Here is a 26,097-nt window from a genome sequence, read left to right on the forward strand (position 1 = left end):
CACTCTCGGTAGTCGGATGTCGGCGGCCGTGTGTGGTGCGGTGTCAGCCGAGTCCGGCGAGCCGGAGCAGGAGTTGTTTGACATCGGTGGCCGCGACGCGGTCCCCGACGGCGCGGGGGGTGGAGCAGATGAGGAGCGGACCGTCGTCGTCGCTCGCGGGGAGGCGGCCGTGGCTGCCGCGAATAGGTGAGGGGTCCAGGGGCACGACCGCCATGCGGTAGCGCATGCCGAGCTTCTTGCGTGCCAGTGCGGTGGCCGCCTTGACCTTGACGTAGGGGTCGAGGGGGTCCATGAAGAGCTCGACCGGGTCGTAGCCGGGTTTGCGGTGGATCTCGACGAGTCGCGCGAAGTCGGGTGCGCGGTCGTCGTCGAGCCAGTAGTAGTACGTGAACCAGGCGTCGGGTTCGGCGACGGCGACCAGTTCGCCGGCGCGCGGGTGGTCCAGATGGTGGGTCTTCTTGCCCTCGTCGTCGAGGAGTCGCTCGATGCCGGGCAGTCCGTCGAGGGCGGCGCGGGTGGCGTCGAGGTCCTCGGGGCGGCGCACGTAGACGTGGGCGAGCTGGTGGTCGGCGACCGCGAAGGCGCGGGAGGCCATCGGGTCGAGGTACTCCATGCCGTCCTGGGTGTGGACCTCGAGGAGGCCGGCGCGGCGCAGGGCGCGGTTGATGTCCACGGGCCGGTTCACGCGGGTGATGCCGTACTCGGACAGGGCGACGACGGTACGGCCCTCGGCGCGGGCGTCGTCGAGGAGCGGGGCCACGGCGGCGTCGAGGTCGGCGGCCGCCTTCAGGGAGCGCGGGTCGTCGGGGCCGAAGCGCTGCAGGTCGTAGTCGAGGTGAGGGAGGTAGCAGAGGGTCAGGTCGGGGTGGCGGGTGCGCATGATGTGGCGGGTGGCGTCGATGATCCACTGGCTGGAGACCAGGTCGGCGCCGGGTCCCCAGAAGTGGAAGAGGGGGAAGGTGCCGAGCTTCTCGGTGAGTTCGTCGTGCAGGGCGGGCGGCCGGGTGTAGCAGTCGGGTTCCTTGCGGCCGTCGGCGTAGTAGACGGGGCGGGGGGTGACGGTGGTGTCGGTGTCGGCGCCCATGGCGTACCACCAGCAGATGTTGGCGACGGTGTAGCCGGGGTGGGCGCGGCGGGCGGCGTCCCAGAGCTTGTCGCCGGCGACGAGGCCGTTGTGCTGCCGCCACAGCAGTACGTCGCCGAGCTCGCGGAAGTACCAGCCGTTGCCGACGATGCCGTGTTCCGAGGGCGTGGTGCCGGTGAGGAAGGTGGACTGGGCGGCGCAGGTGACGGCGGGCAGGACGGTGCCGAGGGGGGCGCGGGAGCCGGATCGGCCGAGCGCCTCGAGGTGGGGCATGTGGTCGAGGAGGCGGGGGGTGAGGCCCACGACGTCGAGGACGAGAAGGGGGGTGGGACCGGTCATGGGAGCTCCTTCAGGCCGAGGTCCGTCAGGAGGTCGCGGGCCAGGGCGAGTTCGGCGGCGATGCCGTCGGCGAGCTGGGCGCGTCCGCGGGGGCGCAGCTCGGGTGGGAGGGCCTGCCAGGTGTAGGTCTCGACCTCGAGGTGGCGGGTGAGGGGGTGCGGGCCGCCGACGAGCCGGGTCAGGACGGATTCCAGGACGGGCAGCGTGGAGGTGAGGGGCGCCGCGGGGGCCGCGTGCAGCGGGACGTGGAAGTGGGACCGCCAGGGAGCCGCGTCGGGCAGTGCGTCGCCGGCCAGGGCCTCGTCGAGGTCGTCGGTGCCGCGCGGGCCTGCGGGGGTGGAGGTGCGGGTCTGGTGCAGGAAGCGGGGTTCGGCGAAGGCGGCCAGGGCCTCGCGGACCTCGGGGAGGTGGGGCTGTTCGGCGTGCAGGGCGGCGGAGAGCTGGGACTTGACCACGGGCACGCCGGCCCGGGCGAGGTCGTCCAGGGCGGTGTGCGGGTCTTCGAAGGAGGTGGCGAGGTGGCAGGTGTCGACGCAGACGCCGACGCGGTCGTGGGCGATCGCGGTGAGCGGTGCGATGGCGTCACGGGTGGTCTCGACGACACAGCCGGGTTCCGGTTCCAGGGCGACGCGGACGGAGCGTCCGGTCAGTTCCTCCAGGGCGTCGAGGCGTTCGGCGAGGGTGCGCAGGGCGGTGCGGGCCGTCTGTGCGCGCTGCTCGTCGTAGGCGGTGCGCCAGGCCAGCGGCAGGGTGGAGATGCTGCCGTCGGTGACGTCGTCGGGGAGGAGTCCGGCGAGGACGCGGGCCAGGGAGGTGGTGTGCTCCAGGCGCTCGGGGTCGGCCCAGTCGGGTTTGTAGACGCGGTGCTTGACCTCTCCGGAGCCGAAGCCCTGGTAGGGGAAGCCGTTGAGGGTGACGACCTCCAGGCCGCGCCGTTCGAGTGCGCAGCGCAGTCCGCGCAGGGCGGCGGGGTCGGTGACGAGGGCGTGCGCGGCGTCCCTGGCGAGCCACAGGCCGATGCCGAGCCTGTCCCGGCCGAGGCGGCGGCGGACCGGCTCGCAGTGGTCGCGGAGCTGGGCGAGGACACCGTCCAGGGTTTCGGCGGGGTGCACGTTGGTGCAGTAGGCGAGGTGGACGGTGGAGCCGTCGGGGTGGCGGAAGCGCATGGCTCACGCCTCCGTGACGGGGACGCCGGCCGGCTGGGGTCCGTCCTTCGGCGCGCCGCGCAGGATGGAGTTGCCCTCGTGGGTGGCGCCGGCGGCGTCGACGTCGAGGTTCAGGCGGCCGCTGAGCCCGTAGAAGGCGACGGGGTTGCGCCACAGCACCCGGTCGACGTCGTCCTCGGTGAAGCCCTCGGTGAGCATCAGGTCGGCGACCCTGCGGGTCTTGAGGGGGTCGCTCTTTCCCCAGTCGGCGGCGGAGTTCACCAGGACCCGCTCGGGACCGTAGGCGCGCAGGATCGCGACCATCCGTCCCTCGTCCATCTTGGTGTCCGGGTAGACGGAGAAGCCGAGCCAGGCGCCGCTGTCCTTGGCCTCCTCGACGGTGGTCTCGTTGAGGTGGTCGACCAGGACCCGGTCGGCGGGCAGGGCGGACTCGCGGACGACGTCCAGGGTGCGGCGCAGTCCTGCGAGCTTGTCGCGGTGCGGGGTGTGCACCAGCGCGGGCAGGCCGTGGTCGGCGGCGAGCTGGAGCTGGGCGGCGAGGGCGGTGTCCTCGGCGGGGGTCATGGAGTCGTAGCCGATCTCGCCGACGGCCACCACGTTGTCCTTGACGAGATACCGCGGCAGCGCGTCGAGGACGGGTGTGCAGCGCGGGTCGTTCGCCTCTTTCGGATTGAGGGCGAGCGTGCAGTGGTGGGCGATGCCGTACTGGGCGGCGCGGAAGGGTTCCCAGCCGAGGAGGGCGTCGAAGTAGTCGAGGAAGGAGGCCGGGGAGGTGCGGGGCTGGCCGAGCCAGAAGGAGGGCTCGACCACGGCGCGGACGCCCGCGGCGTACATGGCCTCGTAGTCGTCGGTGGTACGCGACGTCATGTGGATGTGGGGGTCGAAGATGCGCATCAGGACTCCTTGCCGTGGGGGTCGTCCGTGCCGTGCGGCGGGGCGGCGGGGGCGGACCCGGTCAGGGCCAGGACGCGGTGCAGGTCCTCGGGGACGGGGCGGCCGGCGGCGGTGCGTTCCGCGGCGTAGTCGTCGAGCATGCGGGCGAGTTCGCCGTCGCCCCGGGCGCGCCGGTCCAGGTCCGCCACGTGGTCGAGGCCGACGCCGGTGAACAGGCACTTCAGGACCGCGTGCCGCCAGGCGTGGGCGTCGAGGTGCCGGGCGGCGTAGGGGCCGAGGGCGGCGGCGGCCAGCCGGGGGTCGTTGGTGCGCAGGGCGTCCTCGACGAGCGGGAGGGCGGCGGGGTCGTCGGGCACGAGGTGCGGCAGGGCGTGCAGGACGGCGCGGCGTTCGTCGGCGGTGCCCTGGAAGTAGACCCGGCTCAGCGCGTCGGCGTCGGCGTGGGCCGCGTGCAGGATGAGGACGCGGGCGGCGTCGGCGTGGGCGGGGCCGCAGCGGCGGCCGGCCTCGGCCAGGCGCAGCTCCCACACGGAGACGGGCCCGTGGGTGCCGGGGTGGGCGGCGGCCTCGTCCAGGGCCTGGCCGAGCCAGACGCGGGCGGCTCCGACCAGCCGGTCGTCGAGGCGGCGGCGCAGTTCGGCGGGCGGGGTGAGGGCGGGAGCGGCGCCGTCACCGGGGGCCGTCGGCCGGCCGGTGGTGTCCGCCTCCGGGGTGGCCGGTGCGGCATGGGGGCGGGTCATGGGGTTCTGCTCCCTTCGGGGGTGGCGGAGGGATCGCCGTGCGCTGGGTCGGGGACAAAAGGGGCGGCGTGGCGGAGGAACGGGAGGGAGCGGGCGGCGAAGTGGGGGCCCGCGTGGGAGTGGCGGGGCAGTTCGACGACCGTCAGGCCCTGGTAGCCGGTGGCGGCGAGGGCCGCGAGGACGGGCGGGAAGTCGATCTCGCCGTCGCCGAGGGGGAGGTGTTCGTGGACGCCTCGGCGCATGTCCTCGATCTGGACGTGGCGCAGCCAGGGGGCGGCGTCGCGTACGCAGTCGGCGGGCGGAAGGGGCTCGAGGCACTGGCAGTGGCCGAGGTCCAGGGTGAGGCCGAGGGGCTCGGGGTCGCCGAGCGTGCGGCGCAGGTGGTGGAAGTCGGCGAGGGTGGCGAGGAGGTGGCCGGGTTCGGGTTCGACGGCGAGGGGGACGCCGGCGGTGGCGGCGGCGTCCAGGACGGGGGTGAGGGTCTCGGCGAGGCGTTTCCAGGCGGTGTCCTCGTCGGTGCCGGCGGGCACGACGCCGCTGAAGCAGTGCACGGCGTGCGCGCCGAGGTCGGCGGCGACGCGGACCGCCCGCAGGAGCAGGCCGACGCGGCGGGCGCGGTCGTCCGGGCCGGCGTCCAGCAGCGAGGGGCCGTGCTTGCGGCGGGGGTCGAGCACGTAGCGGGCGCCGGTCTCCACGGTCACGCCGAGCCCGAGCTCGTCCAGCCGGTGCGCCACCCGGCGGGTGCGGGCGGCGAGGTCCGGGGCGAGCGGGTCGAGGTGCATGTGGTCGAGGGTCAGGCCCACGCCGTCGTAGCCGAGGTCGGCGAGGAGGGCGAGGGCGTCGTCGAGGCGGAGGTCGGCGAGGCCGTTGGTGCCGTAGCCGAAGCGGAGGGGGGTGCGTGCGCACCCGTTCGTGTCACGGCGCACCTCCCGGGCCGGGTCCGCGCCCGTGTCCCGGCCCGTGTCCCGGGCCGGGCGGTCGCTCGCGTCCCGGTCCGTGTCCCGGCCCGGGGCGTGCCCGTCGCCGCTCGCCACCCGGCTCGCCCGCCGGGCCGCGTGGCCGCCCGCGTCCCGGTCCGCCTCCGGGGCCGGGGCACGGCCGCCCCCGGTGACGTCCCGGCCCGCGCCCTGGTTCGGGTTCCGGCTCACGTGATGCTCACCTTCCTCATGCCGGCCCTTCTCGCGAACATCCGGCCGGCCGGGGCCAGGGCCGCGACCAGCAGGGACGTGGCGGTCGCGCCGGAACGGGCGGCGAGTGCGGCCTGGAGCGGGACCGTGGCGCGGACGCCGCCGCCGACGGCGCGCTGGGTGAGCGGGGGTGAGGGGTTGAGCGTGGCGTGGACGTAGGGCCGGGCGGCCGTGGCGGCGTAGACGGCGCCCAGGGCGGTGGTGAGGACGCCGGTGGTCCGGGACGTGTCCTCGGCCGGGCCGGAGCCCGGCAGGCCGGGGGCGGCTGCTGCCCGCCGGCCTGCCGGGGGTCGGGTGCGGCGGGTGACCAGCCGGGTCAGCGCCCCCGTCGTCGCGAGGGCCGCCAGCGGGGCCAGGGCCGAGCCGCCGGTGGTCTCCCGGCGGGAGACCACCGTGACCGCGAGGGTGTGGCCGCCGAGCAGCGCGGCGGAGGGCAGTGCGGCACGGGTGCTGTCGCCGGTGGCCGCGGCGCCCAGGAGCAGGTCGAGTCCGCGGGCGGCGGCCATGGCAGCGGGACCGGCGGGCGTGTGCTTCAGGGCGAGGTCGTAGGCCCAGACGGTCGCCGCCAGGGGCGCGGCCACCGCGAGGGCGGGCCGTCCCGCGCCGGCGGCGAGCGCCAGTCCGGCACCGGTGAGGGCACCGGCGGCGGTGAGGGCGGCGGCCGGACGGACGCGGCCGGACGGCAGCGGGCGGTGCGGGCGCTCCACGGCGTCCTCGGCGCGGTCCGCCCAGTCGTTCAGGACCATGCCGGCCTCGTACAGGCACATGGAGGAGCCGATCGCGAGCAGGGTCCGCGGCCCGGGGCGCGCACCGGCCGCCGCCGCGCCGGCCAGGGCGTCGCCGGGGACGGTGAAGAGGGCGGGCAGCCGGAGCAGTTCGGCCCAGGCGCCCGCGCGGCCCGAGCGCGGGCGCGGGGTACGGGACGCGACGTCGTCCCCGGGGACCGCCCCGCCCGTCGCCGCGCCCACCAGGGCAGATCCGGCGACGGTGGACAGCACGGGCAGGCCCAGGCGTTCGGCCCACCTACCGGTGCGGGCCGGGCCGGCCGTCGCCGTCGGCGCGGGTGCGGCCTTCGCCGTGGCGGTCGTACGGCTCATCGGTGTGTCCCGCGGTCGTCGGCGCCGTCCCGCAGCCGCCCGGCGAAACGCCTCAGCTCCGTGTACTGCTCGGCCAGGGACGACGGACCGTCGCCGACCGGGTCCTTGAAGTAGAAGCCCAGTCCGCTCAGCGGGCCGGTCAGACCCTGCTGCCGGGCGCGGGCGGTCAGCCGGGCCAGGTCGAGGACGAGGGGGGCGGCGAGGGCCGAGTCGCAGCCCTGCCAGGTGGTCTGGAGGACCATCCGGGCGCCGAGGAAGCCGTCGAAGGCGATGTGGTCCCAGGCCGTCTTCCAGTCGCCGAGCGCGGGCACGTCGTCGATGTGGACCTCGCCCTCGGGGGCGGCGCCGAGGGTGTCGGCGAGGACGCGTTCCTTGCCGGCGTTCTTGGCGGCGGCGGCAGCGGGGTCGGCGAGGGCGGCGCCGTCGCCGCCGCCCAGGAGGTTCGTGCCGGACCAGGCGCGCACGGCGAGGGCGCGCTGCACGAACATCGGACCGAGCACGGAGCGCAGCAGGGTCTGCCCGGTCTTGCCGTCGCGGCCCGCGTACGGCAGGCCCGAGGAGTCGGCGAGCGGAGCCAGCGCCGGGTGGTGCAGGCCCGTGGACGGGGTGAAGTTGACGTAGGGGCAGCCGGCGTGCAGGGCGGCCGCCGCGTAGAGGGAGCTGGGCGGCAGGGCGTCGTCGGTGGGGGCCGGCTCGGTGGAGGCGACGTTGATCACGACGGCGCCCGCGAGGCCCTGGCGGTGCACGAAGTCGCGGATGTCGGCCGCGAACACCTCGATCCACTGCTCCTGGGTGCGGCCGGTGTCACCGGGCGGCGGGCCACCGGGCCTGATCTCCCGGTCGGCGGCGACGAGTTCGGCGTGCACCGCGGACGGCAGGCCGTGCGGCAGGACGCCGCTGTCGGCGAGGTGCTCGGCACGCTTGGGCAGCGGGCAGTCGAGGGTGTCGTGACCACCGAAGACGAGGGACGACAGCGACGGCAGGCCGCAGGAGGTGAAGTCGGCGGTCTCGGTCACCATGCCGGTCGGCGGGTGGAGCCCGGCGGCGACGGCGGCGCAGCCCGCGATCGCGGTCGTGGCGACGGATCCGCGCGCGCCGATGAGCCAGACGCCGAAGCGGGGAGCCGGGGTGGGGGCGGGGAGGAACGGTTCGGCGGACATGGGCAGCCTCCTTGTCGTACGCGAACCCGGTGCGAGCGCCGGAGGGGACGAGCGGGGTGCCGGGCGCGGGGCCCGGCGGGACGGCGGGCGGAGGTCCGGCGTCCTCCGCCCGCCGCCGTTCCGGTCGCCCTAGGAGGGCAGTTCCTTCAGCTGGATGTCGCGGAAGGAGACCTGGTCGCCGGCGCCGTGGTTCTGCAGGCCGATGTGGCCGTCGGTCAGGCTCCGCTCGGGGTCCTTGTTGGTGAAGTCGTTGATCTTGACTCCGTTGAGGAACACCTGGAGGCGTTCGCCCCGGACCTTGATCTCGTAGGAGTTCCACTGGCCGGGCGGGCGCAGGACCTGGTCACGGGCCTTGATGTTCGCCGACTTGAACGAGTAGACGGAGCCCGTGGTGCGGTCGGCCGCGTCCGTGGCGTCGATCTGGATCTCGTAGCCCTTGTGCACCGCGGACCAGGGGTCGTCGGAGGCCGGGAAGCCCACGAAGACCCCGGAGTTGTCGTCGCCCCGCATCTTCCAGTCGAGCTTGAGCGAGTACGCCTTCAGCTCCTTGGCCTGGTACCAGAGCAGCCCCATGCCGCCCTCGGACTCCAGGGTGCCGTCCTTGACGTCGAACGTGCCGGGGCCGGCCTGCTTCCAGCCGTCCAGGGTCTGACCGTTGAAGATCTCCCGGTAGCCCTTGTCCGGCTTGCAGTCCGCCTTCACCTGGCCGGTGGCGTACTGGAGGCCGCCGAGCAGGTGTCCGCGGAAGGCCTCGTCGGCGTACGACTCCTTGGTGTGGCCGCCACCGGTGTAGAAGGACCGGCCGCCGCCGTAGCTCTGGCACCAGGCGATCGGGTGGTCGCCCTTCATGGTGCCGCCGTCGTAGGTCGTCTCGTCGAGGGTGGCGAGGACCTTGACCTGCTCGCGCGGGTTGGCGCGGTAGTTGTACCACTCGTCGGTGCGCTCCCAGGTGTCGCCCAGGTGCGCGGTGGACGGGTGGTCGTGGTCGTGGACGCGCACGGTGGCCTTCTGGACGGCCGGGTGCGAGTCGAAGCGGGCGCCGACGAGGCCGCCGTAGAACTCCCAGTCGTACTCGGTGTCGGCGGCGGCGTGGACGCCCATGTAGCCGCCGCCGTTCCTGACGTAGTTCTCGAACGCTTTCTGCTGGTCGGCGTCGAGGACGTCACCGGTGGTGGACAGGAAGGCCACCGCGTCGTACTTGGCGAGGTTGGCGGTGGTGAACTGCCGGGCCTCCTCGGTCGCCGTGACCGAGATGCCGGCCGGGGCGCCCAGCTCCTTCAGCGCGGCGACTCCCTCCGGGACGGAGTCGTGCCGGAAGCCCGCCGTCCTGGTGAAGACCAGGACCTTCTTGCCGGACGTGAACGGCTCGGTGGAGAACTCGAAGTCGTCCACGTCGTACAGCGCGCCCTCGCCGCCCCGGAAGACCAGGTAGATCTCCGTGGTCCTCTTCGGCAGCGACCGCAGCGGCACGTCGACGTCCTGGAACGTCTCCCAGCCGCCGGTCGGCGGGATGTACGCCGAGCCGTGCAGCTTGCCGGTGGGCGAGCCGGTGCGCAGCTCGACGAAGCCGCCGGCGCCGCCGGAGGAGGCCCGTACGGTCATCTTCTTCTGCCCGTCGAACCTGTAGGGGCTGAAGGAGATCCAGTCGCCGTCGTGGATGTCGCCGACGGTCCTGCCGCCGTTGGCGCCGGTCTTGTCGATCACCGACACGCCCTGCTGGGCGCCGAAGTGCTCGGCCTGGCGGTGCGGCGGCTGGAGCACGGTGCGGGCGGTGCCGGTCAGCGCCTCCTGGCCGTTCGCCCCGCCGTCGGTGTAACTGGCGCCGACGACGCCGTAGATGTTGGCGTTGGGGTCGTGGCCGCCGTCCCCGGCGGGCGGCTCGAGGGTGCCTTCGCAGCCCGTCTCGCCGGTCAGCTCGTGGGCGTGGGAGTCGTGGCCGAGGCTGTAGACGACCTTGACCCTGGAGCAGTCGATCCGCTCCTCGGGGTCGTTGACGGTCACCTTGAACGGCACGGGCTCGCCGAAGGCGGCCAGGCTGCCGTTGCCCGGGACGGTGATCTTCACCGTGGGTTCGGTGTTGCCGACCACGATCCGGACGCTGGCGCTGCCGGTGTTGCCCTCGGGGTCCTTCGCGGTGAAGGTCGCGGTGTAGGTGCCGGCCTTCCTGTAGCGGTGGGTGGGGGTGAGCCCCTCGCCCTTGGCACCGTCGCCGAAGTCCCAGCTGTAGGTGAGGTCCGGGGAGTCGGCGTCCTTGGCACTGCCGGTGAACCTGACCCTCAGCCCGGCCGCGCCGGACGTCTTGTCCGCGCCGGCCTCGGCGATCGGTGAGAAGCCGTCCTCGGCGTTCTCGATCCGGTACAGGGCGGAGTCCTTGTCGCCCTGGAACCAGGACAGACCGTAGTCCAGGACGTAGAGCGCGCCGTCGGGGCCGAACTCCATGTCCATGATCTGGGTGCCGGTCCACGGGAAGTCGTTGATCTTCGCGACCGTGCCGTCCTCGTTCTGCTCGATCCGCTTGATCCAGCGGCGGCCGAACTCGCCGGCGAAGAAGTCGCCGTCGTACGCCTCGGGGAACTTCACCGAGGACTCGAGGTCGGGGTCGTAGCGGTAGACCGGGCCGCCCATCGGGGACTCGGAGCCGCTGCCGAACTCGGGTACGGAGCCGCCGTCGTAGGGGATCCAGGCGGCCTGCGCGGGCGGCAGGTCGACGAGGCCGGTGTTGTGCGGGGAGGTGTTCTTCGGGGCGGCACAGTCGAACTTCTCGCCGGAGGCGCCGGTGGCGAAGTCGTAGTCGTTGTAGGCGTCGTTGTCGCCGGTGCAGAACGGCCAGCCGAAGTTGGCGGGCCCGGTGACCCTGGCGAACTCGACCTGTCCCGCCGGGCCCCGGCCCGGGTCGGCGGCGCCGGCGTCGGGGCCGTATTCGCCCACGTAGATGGTGCCGGTCTTCTTGTCGATGTTCATCCGGAACGGATTGCGGAAGCCCATCGCGTAGATCTCGGGGCGGGTCTTCTCCGTGCCCGGTTCGAAGAGGTTGCCCTCCGGGACGGTGTACGAGCCGTCCTCGGCGACCTTGATGCGGAGGATCTTGCCGCGCAGGTCGTTGGTGTTGCCGGAGCTGCGGCGGGCGTCGAAGGCCGGGTTGCGGTCCGGCCGCTCGTCGATCGGCGTGTAGCCGTCGGAGGCGAAGGGGTTGGTGTCGTCGCCGGTGGACAGATAGAGGTTGCCCTCGGCGTCGAAGGCGATGTCGCCGCCGACGTGGCAGCAGGTGCCGCGGGAGGCAGCGACGTCCAGGACCTTCTTCTCGCTGGCCGGGTCCAGTGTGCCGTTGGGGTTGAGGACGAACCGGGAGAGGCGGTTGACGCCGTCGAACTTCCTGAAGTCCTCGGCGGTACCGGTCTCCGGGGCGTCGCCCGCGGGGGTGTCGAGCGGCGGGGCGTAGTAGAGGTAGATCGCCCGGTTGTTCTCGAAGTCCGGGTCGATGCCGACGCCCTGCAGGCCCTCCTCGTCGTGGCTGTAGACGTCGATCTTGCCGGCGACCCTGGTGACGCCGCCCTGGTCGGTGAGGCGCAGCGTGCCGTCGCGCGAGGTGTGCAGGACGCTGCGGTCCGGGAGCACGGCGAGTGACATCGGCTCGCCCGTCTCGGGTTCGCCCTTGGCGAGCGGCACCTGCTGGAACTGCCCTTCGGCGGCTGCCGGTTCGTCGTGCTCCGGGTGGCCGGGGTGGGCGCCGGCGACGGTCGCCGGGGTGCCCACGGCCAGCAGCAGGCCGGTGAACAGGGCGAGACCGCTGCGGAGTCCGGAACGACGCCTCGTGGTGCTGGTGGATGTGAGTCTGCTTCTGTGCACGAAGTCCCTCCGGGAACGGGATGGGGCCGTACGGAACAGGTGCGAAGACGTGTGGTGCGTGCGGGCGCCGGGGTGCGCCGTCACCCCGGAGGTGTGGGTGTCCTGAACACTTCAGGGACGGTAACCGTGTTCCTCCGGGGCGAACACCCCTGGGAACGGAACCGGTCGAACTTTTCCCCGGCCCAGGACAAAGCGGGATCCGGGCAGGTCGGACCGGGGACCGGCGGATGCGCCGGCCCCGTCCCCGACCTGTAGCCGGGCGCCCGGGTCAGCTGTTGAACGCGGCGTCGAAGGACGCGCTGGGCGGCTCGAAGTCGAAGGCCCTGAGGCGGGTGAGCGCCTCGGGGGCACCCTGGAGCCGGTCCATGCCGGCGTCCTCCCACTCGACGGAGACGGGCCCCCGGTAGTCGATGGAGCGCAGCATCCGGAAGACGTCCTCCCAGGGCACGTCCCCGTGGCCGGCGGAGACGAAGTCCCAGCCGCGCCGGGGGTCCCCCCAGGGCAGGTGGGAACCGAGGCGGCCGTTGCGGCCGTCGAGACGCCTGCGGGCCTCCTTGCAGTCGACGTGGTAGATCCGGTCGCGGAAGTCCCACAGGAAACCGACCGGGTCGAGGTCCTGCCAGACGAAGTGGGAGGGGTCGAAGTTGAGGCCGAAGGCCGGCCGACGGCCGACCGCGTCCAGGGCGCGTACGGTCGTCCAGTAGTCGTAGGCGATCTCGCTGGGGTGGACCTCGTGCGCGAACCGCACGCCCTCGGCGTCGAAGACGTCCAGGATCGGGTTCCACCGCTCGGCGAAGTCCTCGTAGCCGCGTTCGATCATCGACTCGGGGGCGGGCGGGAACATGGCGACCAGGTGCCAGATGGCGGAGCCGGTGAAGCCGATGACGGTGTCGACGCCGAGGAGGGCCGCGGCGCGCGCGGTGTCCTTGATCTCGGCGGCGGCCCGCTGCCGTACCCCCTCGGCCTCGCCGTCGCCCCAGATGCGGGCGGGCAGGATCGCCCGGTGGCGTTCGTCGATGATGGCGTCGCACACCGCCTGCCCCACCAGGTGGTTGGAGATCGCCCAGCACTGCAGGCCGTACTTCTCCAGGAGCTGGTGGCGTCCGGCGACGTAGGACGGATCGGCGAGTGCCCTGTCCACCTCGAAGTGGTCGCCCCAGCAGGCGAGTTCGAGACCGTCGTAGCCGAAGTCGCGGGCGAGTCGGCAGACCTCCTCCAGTGGCAGGTCCGCCCACTGGCCGGTGAACAGCGTGAAGTTGCGCGGCATCTCGGTCCGTCCTCCTCAGGCGGCGATCGGTGTGTAGACGGAGTTCTTCTCGGCGCTCTCCTCCACCGCCGCCAGGACGCGCTGCACCTGGAGCCCGTCGGCGAAGGAGGGATCGGGGCTGCGGCCCTCGGCGACCGCGTGGACCAGGTCGCGGGCCTGGTGCACGAAGGTGTGCTCGTAGCCGAGGCCGTGGCCCGGCGGCCACCAGCCCTCGAGGTAGGGGTGGTCGGGTTCGGTGACGAGGATGCGGCGGAAGCCGGCGTGCGTGCCGGGCTCGGTGCCGTCGTGGTACGACAGCTCGTTGAGCCGTTCCAGGTCGAAGGCGAGCGAGCCGCGCTCGCCGTTGAGTTCGATGCGCAGGGCGTTCTTGCGTCCGGTGGCGTACCGGGTGGCCTCGAAGGAGGCGAGGGCGCCGGAGGCGAAGCGGCCGGTGAACAGGGCGGCGTCGTCGACGGTGACCTGGCCGGTGCCGGCGGAGACGGCGGCCGGGCCGGGGGCGGTGGGCAGCGGCCGCTCCCGTACGAACGTCTCGGTGAGCGCGGAGACACCCGCCAACTGCTCGCCGGCCAGGTACTGCGCCAGGTCGACGATGTGCGCGCCGAGGTCGCCGAGCGAACCGGAGCCGGCCTGCTCGCGCCGCAGCCGCCAGGTCAGCGGGAACTGCGGGTTCACCAGCCAGTCCTGCAGGTACGCGACCCGCACGTGCCGCAGCGTGCCGATCCGGCCCTCGGCCACCATCCGCCGGGCCAGCGCGGTCGCGGGAACGCGGCGGTAGTTGAAGCCGACCATCGCCAGCTGACCCCGCTCCCGGGCGTCCTCGGCGGCGCGGACCATCGCCTCGGCCTCCGCGACGGTGTTGGCGAGGGGTTTCTCGCACAGCACGTGCTTGCCCGCGGCGAGCGCGGCGAGCGCGATCTCGGCGTGGCTGTCGCCGGGGGTGCAGATGTCGACGAGGTCGACGTCGTCCCGTTCGACGAGGGCGCGCCAGTCGGTCTCGGTCGCCGCCCAGCCGTGCCGGTCGGCCGCCGTGCGCACGGCGTCGGCGTCCCGGCCGCAGATCACGGCCAGGTCGGGGCTCAGCGGCAGGTCGAAGACGCGGCCCGCGGTGCGCCAGCCCTGGGAGTGGGCGGCGCCCATGAAGGCGTAACCGACCATGCCGATGCGCAGCGGTGGCCTCCCCGGCTGAGCCCCGTCGGACGCTTGCGGCTGTGCCATTCGGATGTCCTCCTCGTCGTCGTGGCGGGCGGGGGTGATCCCCGCCCGGAGGGCTGGTCAGGCCCGTGGGGCGGGGCCCCTCATCTGAAGCCGGTGGGCATGTACTGGTCCACGTTCTCCTTGTCGACGACGGCCGAGTAGCAGGTCACCGACGAGGGGATCTCGAACTCCGCGAGGCCGCCGACGCCCTTGTCCTGGCCGAGGGCGCGGGCCAGGTCGATCGCGGAGGCGGCCATCGTCGGCGGGTACAGGACGGTGGCCTTCAGGACACCCCTGTCGGCCTTGATGGCCTCGAAGGCGGCGAGCGCGCCCGCGCCGCCCACCATCAGGAACTCGTCGCGCCCGGCCTGCTCGATGGCGCGCAGCGCGCCCACGCCCTGGTCGTCGTCGTGGTTCCACAGCGCGTCGATCCGCGACTGTGCCTGGAGCAGCTGGGCCGTCTTGGCCTGGCCGGACTCGACGGTGAACTCGGCGGCCTGGCGGGCCACCTTGCTGATGTTGGGGTAGTTCTTGAGCGCGTCGTCGAAGCCCTGGGTGCGCTGCTTGGTCAGTTCCAGGTTGTCCAGACCGGCCAGCTCGACGACCTTGGCGTCCGTCTTGCCCTTGAGCTTCTCGCCGATGTAGTGGCCTGCGTTGAGGCCCATGCCGTAGTTGTCGCCGCCGACCCAGCAGCGGTACGCCTGCGGGGTGTTGAAGATCCGGTCGAGGTTGACGACCGGGATGCCGGCGCGCATCGCCTTCAGTCCGACCTGGGTGAGCGCCTTGCCGTCGGCGGGCAGGATCACCAGGACGTCGACCTTCTTGTTGATGAGGGTCTCGATCTGGCCGATCTGCTGGGCGGTGTCGTTGGAGCCCTCGGTGATCTCCAGGGTGACGTCGGAGTACTTCTCCGCCCGCTTCTTGGCGTTGTCGTTGATGGCGTTGAGCCAGCCGTGGTCGGCCTGCGGTCCGGCGAAGCCGATGGTGACCGGCTTGCCGGGCCGGTCGTCGGCGGGCTGGTCGTTCGCGGCCGGCTTGTCGTCGCTGGTCTCGTTGCTGGTGCAGCCGGTGACGAGGGCGCCGGCGGACACGGCGGCCGCTCCGAAGAGCAGGCCTCTGCGGCTGGTGAACTCTGGCATGGCGGTGAACCCCTTCTTCAGGTCGTGCTCGCGGTACGGCGCTGGACCAGCACGGCGGCGACGATGATCGCGCCCTTGGCGATCTGCTGGACGTCGCTCTGCAGGTTGTTCAGGGCGAAGATGTTGGTGATCGTGGTGAAGATCAGGACACCCAGGACGGAGCCGACGATGGTGCCCCGGCCCCCGGTGAGCAGGGTGCCGCCGATGATCGCGGCGGCGATGGCGTCGAGTTCGTAGAGGTTGCCGTTGGTGTTCTGGCCGGAGCCGGCCAGCACGATCAGCAGGAAGGCGGCGATGCCGCAGCACAGCCCGGACAGCAGGTAGAGGTAGAGCCGCTGGCGGCGCACGTCGATGCCGGCGAGCCGGGCGGCCTCCGCGTTGCCGCCGACGGCGACGGTGCGGCGGCCAAAGGTGGTCCGGTTGAGGAGCAGCCAGCCGACGACGGTGACCGCGGCGAACACGAGGACCAGCGGCGGGACGCCGAGCACGTAGGAGTCGCGTTCACCGAGGTCGAGGACGCCGTCGACGGTGACGATCTGCGTCCGGCCGTCGGTGATCTGCAGGGCGAGGCCGCGGGCCGAGGCGAGCATGGCGAGGGTGGCGATGAACGGGACCATCCCGCCGTACGCGATGAGCACCCCGTTGACCAGGCCGCATCCCAGTCCGACGAGGACGGCGGTGAAGAGGATGCCGCCGAAGCCGTACTCCTGGGTGGCGACGGTGGTGGCCCACACCGAGGCGAGGGCGACGATCGCGCCGACCGACAGGTCGATGCCGCCGGAGATGATCACGAAGGTCATGCCGACGGTGACGACACCGATGACGGAGGCCTGGGTGAGGACCAGCTGGAGGTTGCGGGTGTCCAGGAACTCGTCCGGTTTGGTGACGCCGCCGATGAGGACCAGTACGGCGAGCACGCCGAGCAGCGACAGCGTGCGGACGTCGGCGCGGAACAACACGGCGCGCCAGGCGGGCTTCTCGTCGGCCGACGGCGCCTTGGGGGCGCTGTCCCGCGGCGGGGAGACGGGCTGCGTCATGACGCCGGGCTTCCTTCCATGACGAGGTCGAGTACACGGTGTTCGTCGAGTTCACGGGCGGGCGCCGTGTGGACGACGCTGCCCTCGCGCAGCACCAGGACGCGGTCGGCGAGGCCGAGCACCTCGGGCACCTCGCTGGAGACCAGCAGCACGGCGAGGCCCTCGTCCGCCAGCCGGCGGACGACCGCGTAGAGCTCGGCGCGGGCGCCGACGTCGACGCCCCGGGTGGGTTCGTCGAGCAGCAGCACCCGGCAGCCGCGCAGCAGCCAGCGGGCGAGCACGGCCTTCTGCTGGTTGCCGCCGGACAGGGTGCGCACGGGAACGTCCGGGTTGTCGGGCCGCAGGGACAGCTCGCGGACCGCCGCGCGTGCCGCCCCCCGTTCGGCGCCACGGTCGATCCAGCCGGCCCTCGCGAAGCGGGACATGGAGGAGACCGACACGTTGCGGGTGACGGACTCCAGCATCAGCAGGGCCTGCGCCTTGCGCTCCTCGGGGGCGAGTCCGAGTCCGGCGCGTACGGCGGCCCGTACGCTGCCCGGCTTCAGGGGGCGTCCGTCGACGAGGACCCGGCCGGTGTCGGGTTTGCGGGCGCCGTAGACCGTCTCCAGGATCTCGGAGCGCCCGGAGCCGACGAGTCCGGCGAACCCGACGATCTCCCCGGGCCGCACCTGGAGGTCGAGCGGGGCGAACTCGCCCTCACGGGACAGACCTTCGACGACGAGCACCGGTTCGCCCCGCGCGGCGGCGGCGGGCCGCTCCGGGAAGACGTACTCCACGTTGCGTCCGGTCATCAGCGCGACGACCTCGCGGGTCGGCGTCGACTTCGCGGGCAGCCCGCCGGCGACGGCTCGGCCGTCCTTCAGCACGGTCACCCGGTCGCCGATGCGGCGGATCTCCTCCAGGCGGTGCGAGATGTAGACGACGGCGACTCCGTCGGCGGTGAGGTCGCCGACGATGCGGAAGAGGTTGTCGACCTCGTCCGGGTCGAGCGCGGCGGACGGCTCGTCCATCACGATGAGCCGTACGTCGTGGGAGAGCGCCCGTGCCATGGAAACGATCTGCTGCTGCGCCGCCGGGAGTTCGCCGACCAGCCGGGCGGGGTCGATCTCGGGATGGCCGAGCCGCTTCAGCAGCTGCGCCGTCGACGCCCTGGCCGCTCCCGAGCGGACGACGAAGCCGGCCGTGGTCGGCTCGTGGCCCAGGTGGACGTTCTCGGCGACCGACAGGTGCTCCACCAGGTCGAGTTCCTGGTAGATGGTGGCGATGCCCAGACGCATGGCGGCGATCGGCGAACGCAGGGTGACGTCCTCACCGCGCCAGCGGATGGTGCCGGTGTCGGGCTGGTGGGCGCCGGCCAGTACCTTGATCAGGGTGGATTTCCCGGCGCCGTTCTGGCCGAGCAGGCAGTGCACCTCGCCGGCCTGGACGTCGAGGTCGACGCCGTCCAGGGCCCGGACTCCGGGGAACGACTTGGTGATGCCGGACATGCTGAGCAGCGGTGGTTGTGGTGCCATGCGGATTCCCCTCGGCGGGCGTACGGGCCGGTGACAGGGCGATCCCCTCACGGGGCAGGAGTTTTCGGGCAGGACGGGGTAGGGCGGTGGCGGTGCCTGGTACGGGTGGACTGTTCCGTGCGGTGGAGCAGGTGCGGCGGCGCGGATGCCGTGGAGCAGGTGCCGTGGAGCAGGTGCGGCGGCGCGGATGCCGTGGAGCGGATGTGGTGGTGCCGTGGCGCGAGGAGGCGGTGGTGCCGGGACCAGGTTCGACGAAGGTGCGGTGAGGCTGCTTACGCGGGTGAGAACAGGTGGTCGCTGATGAGCCGGGCCGCGCCGATGACTCCGGCGGTGGGTCCCAGCTCCCCCAGCACGATCGGCAGGTTGCCGGTGGCCAGGGGCAGCGAGCCGCGGTAGACCTGGGTGCGGATCGCGGCGAGCAGGGTGTGGCCGAGGCCGGTCACCCCGCCGCCGACCACCACCAGGCCGGGGTTGAAGAAGCTGACCAGGCCGGCGATGACCTGGCCGGTGCGGTTGCCGCCCTCGCGGATCAGATCGAGGGCGGTGGCGTCACCGGCCGCGGCCGCGGCGGCGACGTCGACGGCGCTGAGCGTGCCGTTCGCCTCCAGCCGGGCGGTGAGTTCGCCGGAGAGCCGTTGTTCGGCGGCCTCCATGGCGTCCCGGGCGAGGGCCGCGCCGGAGAAGTGCGCCTCCAGGCAGCCCCGGTTGCCGCAGGCGCACGGACGGCCGTCGGGCACGGCCTGGATGTGCCCGATGTCGCCCGCGCTGCCCGTCGTGCCGCGGTAGACCTCACCGCCGACGACGATGCCGCAGCCGATGCCGGTACCGATCTTGACGCAGAGGAAGTCGGCGACGGTGCGGGCGACGCCCGCGTGCTGCTCCCCCATCGCCATCAGGTTCACGTCGTTGTCGACCATGACCGGGCAGCCGAGATCCTGGCTGAGCGCCTCCCGCACGGGGAAGCCGTCCCAGCCCGGCATGATCGGCGGAGCCACCGGGATGCCCTCGGGGAAGCGGACCGGCCCCGGGACGCCGATGCCGGCGCCGTCGAACCCCTCCGCGAGCCCCGAAGCCTTCAGCTTCCCGGCCATGGCGAGTACGTGCTCGAAGACCGCGACCGGCCCCTCGCGCACGTCCATGGGCTGGTTGATGTGCCCGAGGATCTCCAGTTCGGCGTTGGTGACGGCGACGTCGACCGAGGTCGCGCCGATGTCGACGCCGAGGAACCGCAGGTGCGGGTTGAGCCGGATGTTGTGGGAGCGCCGACCGCCGCGCGAGGCGGCGAGTCCGTCGGCCACGACGAGGTCCGTCTCCAGCAGCCGGTCCACCTCCACGGCCAGTTTCGACCGGGAGAGGTCGACCTGGTCGCCCAGCTGGGCACGGGAGTTGGGTCCGCCGTCGCGCAGCAGCCTGAGCAGTCGGGCCTGGTGGGCGTTGGCGGGTCGCGCTGTCATGCGTCTCACGAACCCCTCCCCGACTCGACCGGCCCGAGCGCGCCGGATTCCGGCCACGTGTGTGGCGTGCTTTCGGATGGGAAAGTAGCAGCGCCTGCCGGAGGTGGGAAGAAGTCGCGCAGGAATCGCCCCCTACTTTTTCCACTCACAGGACAAAGCAGCCCGTGAAAGCGCCGGGAAGCAGCTCGCAAAGAGGGCGGAAAGGCGCCTACGGGTCGTTCAGGAATCATTGCCTTCGGCTACGGTCCACGGCGCACACGTGCCAGGGGGTGCCGGGTCGGCCTCGACACGCCGGTCCGGGCTCAGGGACAGCGCACGACCTGTCCCGCGTACGACAGGTTCCCGCCGAAACCGAAGAGCAGCACCGGGTCGCCGGTCGACACCTCGCCCCGTTCGACGAGCTTGGAGAAGGCGATCGGGATGCTGGCGGCCGAGGTGTTGCCGGACTCGGTGACGTCGCGGGCGACGACGGCGTTGACGGCGCCGAGCCGGCGGGCGAGGGGTTCGATGATCCGCAGGTTGGCCTGGTGCAGGACGACCCCGGCGAGGTCCTCGGGCGCCAGCCCCGCCTTCTCGCAGGCCTGGCGGGCGATGACCGGCAGCCGGGTGGCGGCCCAGCGGTAGACGCTCTGGCCCTCCTGCGCGAACCGCGGCGGCGTCCCCTCGATCCGCACCGCGTGCCCCATCTCGGGCACCGACCCCCACAGCACCGGCCCGATCCCCGCCTCCCTGCCGGGGGCGCAGGCCTCCACCACGGCGGCGCCCGCCCCGTCGCCGACGAGCACGCAGGTGGTGCGGTCGGTCCAGTCGGTCACGTCGGTCATCTTGTCGGCGCCGACGACCAGCACCCGGCTCGCGCCGCCGGCGCGTACGGCGTGGTCGGCGGTGGCGAGGGCGTGGGTGAACCCGGCGCACACCACGTTGATGTCCATGACCGCGGGTCCGGGCATGCCGAGGCGGGCCGCGACGCGGGCGGCCATGTTGGGCGAGCGGTCGATGGCGGTGGACGTGGCGACCAGGACCAGGTCGATCTCGGCGGGTGTCCGGCCGGCCGTTGCCAGCGCCTTGGAGGCGGCGTGCGCGGCCAGCTCGTCGACCGGCTCGTCGGGGCCGGCGACGTGGCGGGTGCGGATGCCCACCCGGCTCGTGATCCACTCGTCGCTGGTGTCGACCATGCCCGCCAGGTCCTCGTTGGTGAGCACCCGGGCAGGCTGGTAGTGGCCGACGGCGACGATGCGCGAGCCGATCATGGGTGGGTCCCCCTCGGTGGGTCGGGTGCGGGATGCACCAGTCTGATCAGTGACTCACCGGTACGAAGGCAGGTGAAGCGACAGGAAACAGGGGCGCGGCTTGTCGGCTTCCGTCAGGCCCCGGAGCCGCCCGGGACCCGGAGTCACCCGGTGAACAACCGGGCCGCCTTCCGCACGAGCTCGTACAGCCCGTGGGCGAGCGGCACCCCCGCCCAACAGCCAGGCGAGGGCGATCAGCCCGCGACGGCCGGGATCAGGCGGACTCCGGCTGCTGTCGCCGGTCATCGGCGGCCTCCTTCGGCGTCCCGTGGCCGAGGGCGTGGTGGCGGGGGCGAGCGGGCCGGACCAGTTCGTTGGGCGACGAAGCCGGCGACGAGCAGTCCGACCATGACGAACAGCGACAGTCCGTACAAGAACGGGCCGTGCCTGCCCGCCTCCTCCCGACGGTCGGCGAACCGGTTCACGATCAGCGGCCCGAGCACACCCGCCGTGGACCGGCCGGTGGGGAGAGCCGCCCGTGGACGGCGCCCACCCGGTAGGTGCCGAAGAGGTCCTTCAGCTGGGCGGGCGCCGTACCCTCCGGGGTCTGTCGTCCACGTCGGAGTGCGGCATGCGGACGGCGGGTACCCGGGACGATTCTGGGCAGTCGGAGACGGCGACCGTGTGCGCGTACCGCGGAGGGGGCACGGCCTCGCACTCCGTGTACAGGACAATGAGCTCGCGAAGGTCACCTCGCCGCACGACGCTCCGGTGGCCTGCGGCAGCCTGTGCGTCAAGGGGCGCTTCGGCTGTCGACGCATACAGAACCGGGACTGAGCGGAACTGGTGGGAACATGGGACGAGTCACGGAACGACGCAAGGTGCTCCGCATCCGCGACGGGGCGGTCTCCAGTCGCCCCGACACGCTCGTCGCCGAGGAACCCCTGGAGATCAGGCTGAACGGCAGACCTCTCGCCGTCACCATGCGCACACCGGGCGACGACTTCGCGCTGGCGGCCGGTTTCCTGGTGAGCGAGGGAGTGCTCGCGACCGCCTCCGACCTGCAGAACATCGTCTACTGCGCGGGCGCGACCGTCGACGGCTCGAACACCTACAACGTGGTGGACGTGAAGACCTCCCCCGGCGTGGTGATCCCGGACATCACGCTGGAGCGCAACGTCTACACCACGTCCTCCTGCGGCCTGTGCGGCAAGGCCAGCCTGGACGCGGTGCGCACCACGGCCCGCCACCCCATCGCGGACGATCCCGCGCTGCGCGTGGAGCCGGAGCTGCTGGCGGGCCTGCCCGACCGGTTGCGCGCGGCCCAGCGGGTCTTCGACCGCACGGGCGGCCTGCACGCGGCGGCCCTGTTCGACGAGGACGGCGAGCTGCTCGACGTACGGGAGGACGTGGGCCGGCACAACGCGGTCGACAAGCTGGTCGGCCGTGCCCTGCAGGGCGGAGACCTGCCGCTGTCCCGGACGATCCTGCTGGTCTCCGGCCGGGCCTCCTTCGAGCTGGCGCAGAAGGCGGTCATGGCCGGCATCCCGATGCTGGCGGCGGTCTCCGCCCCGTCCTCGCTGGCCGTGGACCTGGCGGCGGAGACGGGGCTGACCCTGGTGGGCTTCCTGCGGGGCGGTTCCATGAACGTGTACGCGAGTGAGGAGCGCATCGTCCTGCGGACCGCGGCTGCCCGGGGCTGACCGGCTCCCCGCTGCACGGCGGCGGGGCCCTGCCGGCGGGAGCGCCCCCTGTGCCGCGGGCCCCGTCCCGGCGTCCGCCGGGCGCACCTGGGACCGCGGGGCCCCGGCCTCCCTGTCTCCGGGCCCCGCGACGCGGCGGCACGGACCCCGCCGCGCGGCGGACCGACCGGCGACGTCCGGCGGACCCGCCGACGACGTCCGGGGCCGCCGTGACGCTCAGCCGGAACGTGTGCCCGTACCGGCCCCGGTCCGCGGCCGTCCCGCCCGGTCCGGGACGGTGGCCTCCTCGACGGGGTCGTGCGAGCGCCGCTTGGCGATCACCGCGCACACCATCAGCTGCATCTGGTGGAACAGCATCAGCGGCAGCACGGCCAGCGAGGCCTGCGCCCCGAACAGCACGCTCGCCATGGGCAGCCCGGCGGCCAGCGACTTCTTCGAGCCGGCGAACTGGATCGCGATCCGGTCCCCCCGGCCGAACCGCAGCGCCTTGGCGCCGTACCAGGTCAGCAGCAGCATCACGGCGAGCAGGACGGCCTCGACGGCGAGCAGCCCGCCGAGCCGGGCGGGGCTCACCTGGTGCCAGACGCCCCGCACCATGCCCTCGCTGAAGGCGGTGTAGACGACGAGCAGGATCGAGCCGCGGTCGACCAGCCCCAGCACCCTCCGGTGCCGGGAGACGAAGGAGCCGATCCAGCGGCGCAGCAGCTGCCCGGCGGCGAACGGCACCAGCAGCTGGAGCACGATCTGCGCCACCGACACCGCGGAGAACCCGCCCGTGCCGCTGCTCAGCAGCGCCGCCGCGAGCAACGGGGTGACGACGATGCCGACGAGCGAGGAGAAGGAGCCGGCGCAGATCGCGGCGGGCACGTTGCCGCGGGCGATCGAGGTGAACGCGATCGACGACTGGATGGTCGAGGGGACCAGGGTGAGGAAGAGCAGTCCCTGGTGGAGCGGGTCGGTCAGGAGGACCGGGACGAGCCCGCGGGCGGCCAGTCCCAGCACCGGGAAGACGACGAAGGTGCAGGCCAGCACGGTGACGTGGAGCCGCCAGTGCTTCAGTCCGTCCAGCGCCTCGCGGGTGGAGAGCCGGGCGCCGTAAAGGAAGAACAGGAGGGCGATCGCGGCGGTGGAGGCTCCGGAGACGACGTCGGCGCAGGCTCCCCGGGCGGGAAGCAGCGCGGCGAGGCCCACCGTCCCGAGCAGCAGCAGGATGTACGGGTCGATCGGCAGCCGACTCGGCCGGCGCAGGCGTTTCACGGTGCTCCACTTGCTCAGGTGCTCGGTGCTCGGGGGTGCGGGCGCCCCTCCCCATCCTGCTCCCTCCCGCCGTGATCGGGAATCCGGTACACCGCTCCCACCGTCGTCACGTCCCGTGGTGACCGCCACTGCCCTGGCCGCACGTACGGCCCGACGCACCTGCGGAGGTTCCCGTCGGTGGCCCGGACGCTGGGCTTCACGCAGGCGGCACGACGGCTCGGGTTGCGCCGGTCGACGGTGAGCCGGCACGTGCGGCGGCCGGACCCCGGCCGCCCGGTGCGCGACGCGGACCTGGAGACGGGGGTGCGGCGGGCCGTGGTCGCGGCGAGCACCCTGGTCCCGCAGGCCGAGTCGATCCGCACGTTCCGCGCCCCGGCGCAGCCGTTCGCCGAGGGGCAGGGGCCGCTCACGCCGTCGCTCACGCTGAAGCAGCAGGCGATCGAAAGAACGTACGGGATCGGGGCGCTCCGCCGGGCATGAAATTCACCGGTCAGGAATGCATCACGGGCCGTGATCGTTGACGATGGGGGTAATACCTGTAGTACCTGACCACAACCGAAGGATCGAGAGCTCGTGAGCAAGGTCCCCCCGATCATCCTGAACAACGGTGTCGAGATGCCCCAGCTGGGCTTCGGCGTCTGGCAGGTTCCGGACGCGGAGGCCGAGACGGCCGTGACGACGGCGCTGGAGGCCGGCTACCGCAGCATCGACACCGCGGCGATCTACGGCAACGAGGAGGGCACCGGGCGGGCCCTCGCGAAGTCGGGCGTCCCGCGCGAGGAGCTCTTCGTCACCACCAAGCTCTGGAACAGCGACCAGGGGTACGACTCCACCCTGCGGGCGTTCGACACGTCCCTGTCGAAGCTCGGCCTCGAGTACGTGGACCTCTACCTGATCCACTGGCCGACGCCCGCCCGGGACCGGTACGTCGACACGTACAAGGCGTTCGAGAAGCTGCTCGCCGACGGCCGGATCCGTGCCATCGGCGTGTCCAACTTCCTGCCGGAGCACCTGGACCGTCTGATCGCCGAGACGTCCGTCGTCCCGGCGGTCAACCAGATCGAGCTGCACCCGCACCTGCAGCAGCACGCCTCGCGTGAGTACCACGCGGAGCGGGGCATCGCGACCGAGGCGTGGTCGCCGCTCGGTTCCGGCAAGGGGATCCTGGAGGTCCCGGCGATCGTGGCGATCGCGCGGAAGCACGGACGCACGCCGGCGCAGGTGGTGCTGCGCTGGCACCTCCAGCTGGGCAATGTCGTCATCCCCAAGTCGGTGACGCCGTCCCGGATCGAGGAGAACATCGACGTCTTCGGGTTCACTCTGGACGCGGAGGACCTCGCCGCGATCAGCGCGCTGAACGAGGACCGGCGCATCGGGCCGGACCCGGCGGAGCTCAACGACTGACCTCGCGCACCCGACGGCCTCCCCCCGGTCGGGGGGAGGCCGTCGTGCGTCCGCGGGACGGTGCCCGGCCGGGCTGCCCGACGGGCCGTACGAACGGTGCCGACGTCGCGACACCGGTCGGCTGCGCCATGGCCCCACGACGGAGTCGGCGATCCGGCCGGCGGTGAGCAGGCGGCCGGGCGGGAGGCTGCCGCAGGCGCCCCGGAACGGGGGCTCCACCCGGGCCGGGCGCGAGCAGGTGACGCCCACGCCCACTCGGCGACCCGCAGGCGGGTGTTCCCGGCGAGCCCGGTCACCGCCCTCCCCCACTCCCGGCTCCGCTCGAGCGGGAGGCGCCCCGCGGTGGCCCCGCGGAGACTGCCGGGCCCGTGCACGAACCCGGCGGCGCTGCCGAGAGCGCTCCGGACCGAGCCGTCACACGGGCCGCACCGCCGAGTGGACCGTGTGGGCCGCCAGGACGAACACGTCCGGGCGGTGGTGGACGCTCGCCTTGTCGTCGGGGTCGAGGAGGCGGTCGAGGGTGGCGCGGTCGCCGGCGTCCAGGTCCTCGCCGATGACCTCGCGGGTGCGGGTGAGGGCGGTGACCAGGTAGGCGCGGGTGCGGTCCGTGACCGGGGCGGGGAGGTCGAGGAGGAAGGTGCGCGAGCGGGCGTGGTGCAGGCCGGCCGAGGTGAGCAGGGCCGGCCAGTCCTCGACGACGGCCACCGAGCCCGGCAGTTCGGCCCGCATCCGGCCGAACCGCTCCTCCTGCGCCGCGTCGATGCGTGCCTGGAGACCGGGCCGGCCGAACCCGATGTCGCGAGGCAGGAACCGCGGAGGCAGTCCGCCCTCCATCACGGCCAGCGTGCCACCGGGCGCCAGCCGCGCCGCGCAGGCGGCCAGCGCGGCGGCCTGGTCCCCGAGGTGGTGCACGCTGCGGCTGGCCCACAGCAGGTCGGCCGGGTAGTCCAGCTCGTCGAGGACATCGGGGAGTTCGCCGGCGAGGGTGTCGAAACGGTCACCGGCGCCCTGGCGCCCGGCCCGGTCCCTGGCCCGCTCCAACAGCGGTTCGGAACCGTCGACGGCCACGATCCGCGCGCCCGGGAAGATCTCGGCGAACAGACACGAGATGACGCCGGGGCCGCTGCCCGCGTCCACGATCAGTCCCGGTTCCGTCACCTCCTTCGCCAGCCAGTTCAGAGCCCGCTCGTAGAGCGGTGTGAACAGCTCCGCCTCGGATTCGAGCAGGGGCGCCATCTCGGCCCAGTCGTGCCCGTGCCCGTGCTGGTGGTCGTGGTCGTGGTCGTGGTCGTGCGCCATGGTGTTCAGCCTCTCCGCTCGGATGCCGCCAGAGTGCGACGACGCACCGGGAGCGGGCAACCGATGTTGCCGCTTCCGCAAAAGGAC

The 26,097-nt window shown here is 73.0% G+C and carries 20 protein-coding genes and 4 pseudogenes; 4 read left to right on the forward strand and 20 right to left on the reverse strand.

Features of this window, described 5'->3' with window-relative positions:
• Positions 1 to 43: 43 nt before the first annotated feature.
• The 17 genes and pseudogenes from KYY02_RS08660 to KYY02_RS08735 form a co-directional block, all read right to left on the reverse strand.
• Positions 44 to 1,423: an alkaline phosphatase family protein gene (locus KYY02_RS08660; RefSeq protein ID WP_371237039.1), complete on the reverse strand. Its 1,380-nt coding sequence runs from the start codon at positions 1,421 to 1,423 to the stop codon at positions 44 to 46.
• Positions 1,420 to 2,589 carry a metabolite traffic protein EboE gene (eboE, locus tag KYY02_RS08665; RefSeq protein WP_371237040.1) on the reverse strand — a complete coding sequence of 390 codons (1,170 nt, stop codon included), beginning with the start codon at positions 2,587 to 2,589 and terminating at the stop codon, positions 1,420 to 1,422. Before eboE ends, KYY02_RS08660 begins: the two co-directional genes overlap by 4 nt.
• Before the next feature lie 3 nt (positions 2,590 to 2,592).
• A complete protein-coding gene (locus tag KYY02_RS08670; protein WP_371237041.1) occupies positions 2,593 to 3,483 on the reverse strand; it encodes a TatD family hydrolase in 891 nt (296 codons plus the stop codon).
• Entirely contained in the window at positions 3,483 to 4,223 is a 741-nt protein-coding gene (locus KYY02_RS08675) for an EboA domain-containing protein (RefSeq protein WP_371237042.1), read from the reverse strand. Before KYY02_RS08675 ends, KYY02_RS08670 begins: the two co-directional genes overlap by 1 nt.
• A complete protein-coding gene (locus tag KYY02_RS08680) occupies positions 4,220 to 5,149 on the reverse strand; it encodes a sugar phosphate isomerase/epimerase family protein (protein WP_371237118.1) in 930 nt (309 codons plus the stop codon). The genes KYY02_RS08675 and KYY02_RS08680 overlap by 4 nt, the downstream gene beginning before the upstream one ends.
• A 218-nt stretch (positions 5,150 to 5,367) precedes the next feature.
• Positions 5,368 to 6,507 carry an SCO3242 family prenyltransferase gene (locus KYY02_RS08685; RefSeq protein ID WP_371237043.1) on the reverse strand — a complete coding sequence of 380 codons (1,140 nt, stop codon included), beginning with the start codon at positions 6,505 to 6,507 and terminating at the stop codon, positions 5,368 to 5,370.
• Complete coding sequence (locus tag KYY02_RS08690) at positions 6,504 to 7,667, reverse strand: inositol-3-phosphate synthase (RefSeq protein WP_371237044.1); 1,164 nt, start codon at positions 7,665 to 7,667, stop codon at positions 6,504 to 6,506. Before KYY02_RS08690 ends, KYY02_RS08685 begins: the two co-directional genes overlap by 4 nt.
• Before the next feature lie 129 nt (positions 7,668 to 7,796).
• Positions 7,797 to 11,513 (reverse strand): ThuA domain-containing protein, encoded by a 3,717-nt coding sequence (locus tag KYY02_RS08695; protein ID WP_371237045.1) that lies wholly within the window; start codon positions 11,511 to 11,513, stop codon positions 7,797 to 7,799.
• A 268-nt stretch (positions 11,514 to 11,781) separates the two neighbouring features.
• Positions 11,782 to 12,780, reverse strand: coding sequence for a sugar phosphate isomerase/epimerase family protein (locus KYY02_RS08700; RefSeq protein WP_371237046.1), 999 nt, complete (start codon positions 12,778 to 12,780; stop codon positions 11,782 to 11,784).
• 15 nt (positions 12,781 to 12,795) lie between these two features.
• Complete coding sequence (locus tag KYY02_RS08705; RefSeq protein WP_371237047.1) at positions 12,796 to 13,995, reverse strand: Gfo/Idh/MocA family protein; 1,200 nt, start codon at positions 13,993 to 13,995, stop codon at positions 12,796 to 12,798.
• 80 nt (positions 13,996 to 14,075) lie between these two features.
• Positions 14,076 to 15,113 (reverse strand): substrate-binding domain-containing protein, encoded by a 1,038-nt coding sequence (locus KYY02_RS08710; RefSeq protein ID WP_371237048.1) that lies wholly within the window; start codon positions 15,111 to 15,113, stop codon positions 14,076 to 14,078.
• A 17-nt stretch (positions 15,114 to 15,130) separates the two neighbouring features.
• Positions 15,131 to 16,150, reverse strand: coding sequence for an ABC transporter permease (locus tag KYY02_RS08715; protein ID WP_371237049.1), 1,020 nt, complete (start codon positions 16,148 to 16,150; stop codon positions 15,131 to 15,133).
• The gene (locus KYY02_RS08720; RefSeq protein ID WP_371237050.1) at positions 16,147 to 17,664 is read right to left on the reverse strand and encodes a sugar ABC transporter ATP-binding protein; all 1,518 of its coding nucleotides are present in this window, start codon (positions 17,662 to 17,664) and stop codon (positions 16,147 to 16,149) included. Before KYY02_RS08720 ends, KYY02_RS08715 begins: the two co-directional genes overlap by 4 nt.
• Positions 17,665 to 17,936: 272 nt before the next feature.
• Entirely contained in the window at positions 17,937 to 19,118 is a 1,182-nt protein-coding gene (locus KYY02_RS08725) for an ROK family protein (protein WP_371237051.1), read from the reverse strand.
• 302 nt (positions 19,119 to 19,420) lie between these two features.
• The gene (locus KYY02_RS08730; RefSeq protein WP_371237052.1) at positions 19,421 to 20,368 is read right to left on the reverse strand and encodes a beta-ketoacyl-ACP synthase III; all 948 of its coding nucleotides are present in this window, start codon (positions 20,366 to 20,368) and stop codon (positions 19,421 to 19,423) included.
• Positions 20,369 to 20,511: 143 nt separating this feature from the next.
• Positions 20,512 to 20,653: pseudogene (locus tag KYY02_RS33900) on the reverse strand (MFS transporter small subunit).
• A pseudogene (locus KYY02_RS08735) lies at positions 20,622 to 20,942 on the reverse strand (MFS transporter); the annotation flags it as partial. The pseudogenes KYY02_RS33900 and KYY02_RS08735, both read right to left, overlap by 32 nt.
• 12 nt (positions 20,943 to 20,954) lie before the next feature.
• On the opposite strand from KYY02_RS08735, the pseudogene KYY02_RS08740 reads away from it, so the two are divergent.
• Together KYY02_RS08740 and fdhD are read left to right on the forward strand one after the other, a co-directional pair.
• A pseudogene (locus KYY02_RS08740) lies at positions 20,955 to 21,184 on the forward strand (2Fe-2S iron-sulfur cluster-binding protein); the annotation flags it as partial.
• A 17-nt stretch (positions 21,185 to 21,201) separates the two neighbouring features.
• Positions 21,202 to 22,050 carry a formate dehydrogenase accessory sulfurtransferase FdhD gene (gene fdhD, locus KYY02_RS08745; RefSeq protein ID WP_371237053.1) on the forward strand — a complete coding sequence of 283 codons (849 nt, stop codon included), beginning with the start codon at positions 21,202 to 21,204 and terminating at the stop codon, positions 22,048 to 22,050.
• Positions 22,051 to 22,266: 216 nt separating this feature from the next.
• On the opposite strand, the gene KYY02_RS08750 is transcribed toward fdhD, so the two are convergent.
• Positions 22,267 to 23,307 carry a bile acid:sodium symporter family protein gene (locus KYY02_RS08750; RefSeq protein WP_371237054.1) on the reverse strand — a complete coding sequence of 347 codons (1,041 nt, stop codon included), beginning with the start codon at positions 23,305 to 23,307 and terminating at the stop codon, positions 22,267 to 22,269.
• A 159-nt stretch (positions 23,308 to 23,466) separates the two neighbouring features.
• Between KYY02_RS08750 and KYY02_RS08755 the strand changes: the two genes are divergently transcribed.
• Positions 23,467 to 23,787 carry a helix-turn-helix domain-containing protein gene (locus KYY02_RS08755; protein ID WP_371237119.1) on the forward strand — a complete coding sequence of 107 codons (321 nt, stop codon included), beginning with the start codon at positions 23,467 to 23,469 and terminating at the stop codon, positions 23,785 to 23,787.
• A 135-nt stretch (positions 23,788 to 23,922) separates the two neighbouring features.
• Positions 23,923 to 24,711 (forward strand): aldo/keto reductase, encoded by a 789-nt coding sequence (locus KYY02_RS08760; RefSeq protein ID WP_371237120.1) that lies wholly within the window; start codon positions 23,923 to 23,925, stop codon positions 24,709 to 24,711.
• Positions 24,712 to 24,781: 70 nt separating this feature from the next.
• Here the strand turns inward: KYY02_RS08760 and KYY02_RS08765 are convergent.
• Both KYY02_RS08765 and KYY02_RS08770 read right to left on the reverse strand, forming a co-directional pair.
• Positions 24,782 to 25,106, reverse strand: a pseudogene (locus tag KYY02_RS08765) (hypothetical protein); the annotation flags it as partial.
• 19 nt (positions 25,107 to 25,125) lie between these two features.
• Complete coding sequence (locus tag KYY02_RS08770; RefSeq protein ID WP_371237055.1) at positions 25,126 to 26,010, reverse strand: class I SAM-dependent methyltransferase; 885 nt, start codon at positions 26,008 to 26,010, stop codon at positions 25,126 to 25,128.
• Positions 26,011 to 26,097 lie beyond the last annotated feature (87 nt).

Source organism: Streptomyces pimonensis (genome assembly GCF_041380215.1).
GTDB lineage: Bacteria > Actinomycetota > Actinomycetes > Streptomycetales > Streptomycetaceae > Streptomyces > Streptomyces pimonensis.

What these genes read in the sequence shown, in the direction of transcription:
- KYY02_RS08675 (WP_371237042.1), bottom strand. Translation starts at nt 4,223, where the DNA reads ATGACCCGCCCCCATGCCGCACCGGCCACCCCGGAGGCGGACACCACC.
- KYY02_RS08730 (WP_371237052.1), bottom strand. Translation starts at nt 20,368, where the DNA reads ATGATCGGCTCGCGCATCGTCGCCGTCGGCCACTACCAGCCTGCCCGG.
- KYY02_RS08760 (WP_371237120.1), top strand. Translation starts at nt 23,923, where the DNA reads ATGCCCCAGCTGGGCTTCGGCGTCTGGCAGGTTCCGGACGCGGAGGCC.
- KYY02_RS08725 (WP_371237051.1), bottom strand. Translation starts at nt 19,118, where the DNA reads ATGACAGCGCGACCCGCCAACGCCCACCAGGCCCGACTGCTCAGGCTG.
- KYY02_RS08660 (WP_371237039.1), bottom strand. Translation starts at nt 1,423, where the DNA reads ATGACCGGTCCCACCCCCCTTCTCGTCCTCGACGTCGTGGGCCTCACC.
- KYY02_RS08720 (WP_371237050.1), bottom strand. Translation starts at nt 17,664, where the DNA reads ATGGCACCACAACCACCGCTGCTCAGCATGTCCGGCATCACCAAGTCG.
- KYY02_RS08700 (WP_371237046.1), bottom strand. Translation starts at nt 12,780, where the DNA reads ATGCCGCGCAACTTCACGCTGTTCACCGGCCAGTGGGCGGACCTGCCA.
- KYY02_RS08690 (WP_371237044.1), bottom strand. Translation starts at nt 7,667, where the DNA reads ATGTCCGCCGAACCGTTCCTCCCCGCCCCCACCCCGGCTCCCCGCTTC.
- KYY02_RS08710 (WP_371237048.1), bottom strand. Translation starts at nt 15,113, where the DNA reads ATGCCAGAGTTCACCAGCCGCAGAGGCCTGCTCTTCGGAGCGGCCGCC.
- KYY02_RS08705 (WP_371237047.1), bottom strand. Translation starts at nt 13,995, where the DNA reads ATGGCACAGCCGCAAGCGTCCGACGGGGCTCAGCCGGGGAGGCCACCG.
- fdhD (WP_371237053.1), top strand. Translation starts at nt 21,202, where the DNA reads ATGGGACGAGTCACGGAACGACGCAAGGTGCTCCGCATCCGCGACGGG.
- KYY02_RS08670 (WP_371237041.1), bottom strand. Translation starts at nt 3,483, where the DNA reads ATGCGCATCTTCGACCCCCACATCCACATGACGTCGCGTACCACCGAC.
- eboE (WP_371237040.1), bottom strand. Translation starts at nt 2,589, where the DNA reads ATGCGCTTCCGCCACCCCGACGGCTCCACCGTCCACCTCGCCTACTGC.
- KYY02_RS08770 (WP_371237055.1), bottom strand. Translation starts at nt 26,010, where the DNA reads ATGGCGCACGACCACGACCACGACCACGACCACCAGCACGGGCACGGG.
- KYY02_RS08715 (WP_371237049.1), bottom strand. Translation starts at nt 16,150, where the DNA reads ATGACGCAGCCCGTCTCCCCGCCGCGGGACAGCGCCCCCAAGGCGCCG.
- KYY02_RS08685 (WP_371237043.1), bottom strand. Translation starts at nt 6,507, where the DNA reads ATGAGCCGTACGACCGCCACGGCGAAGGCCGCACCCGCGCCGACGGCG.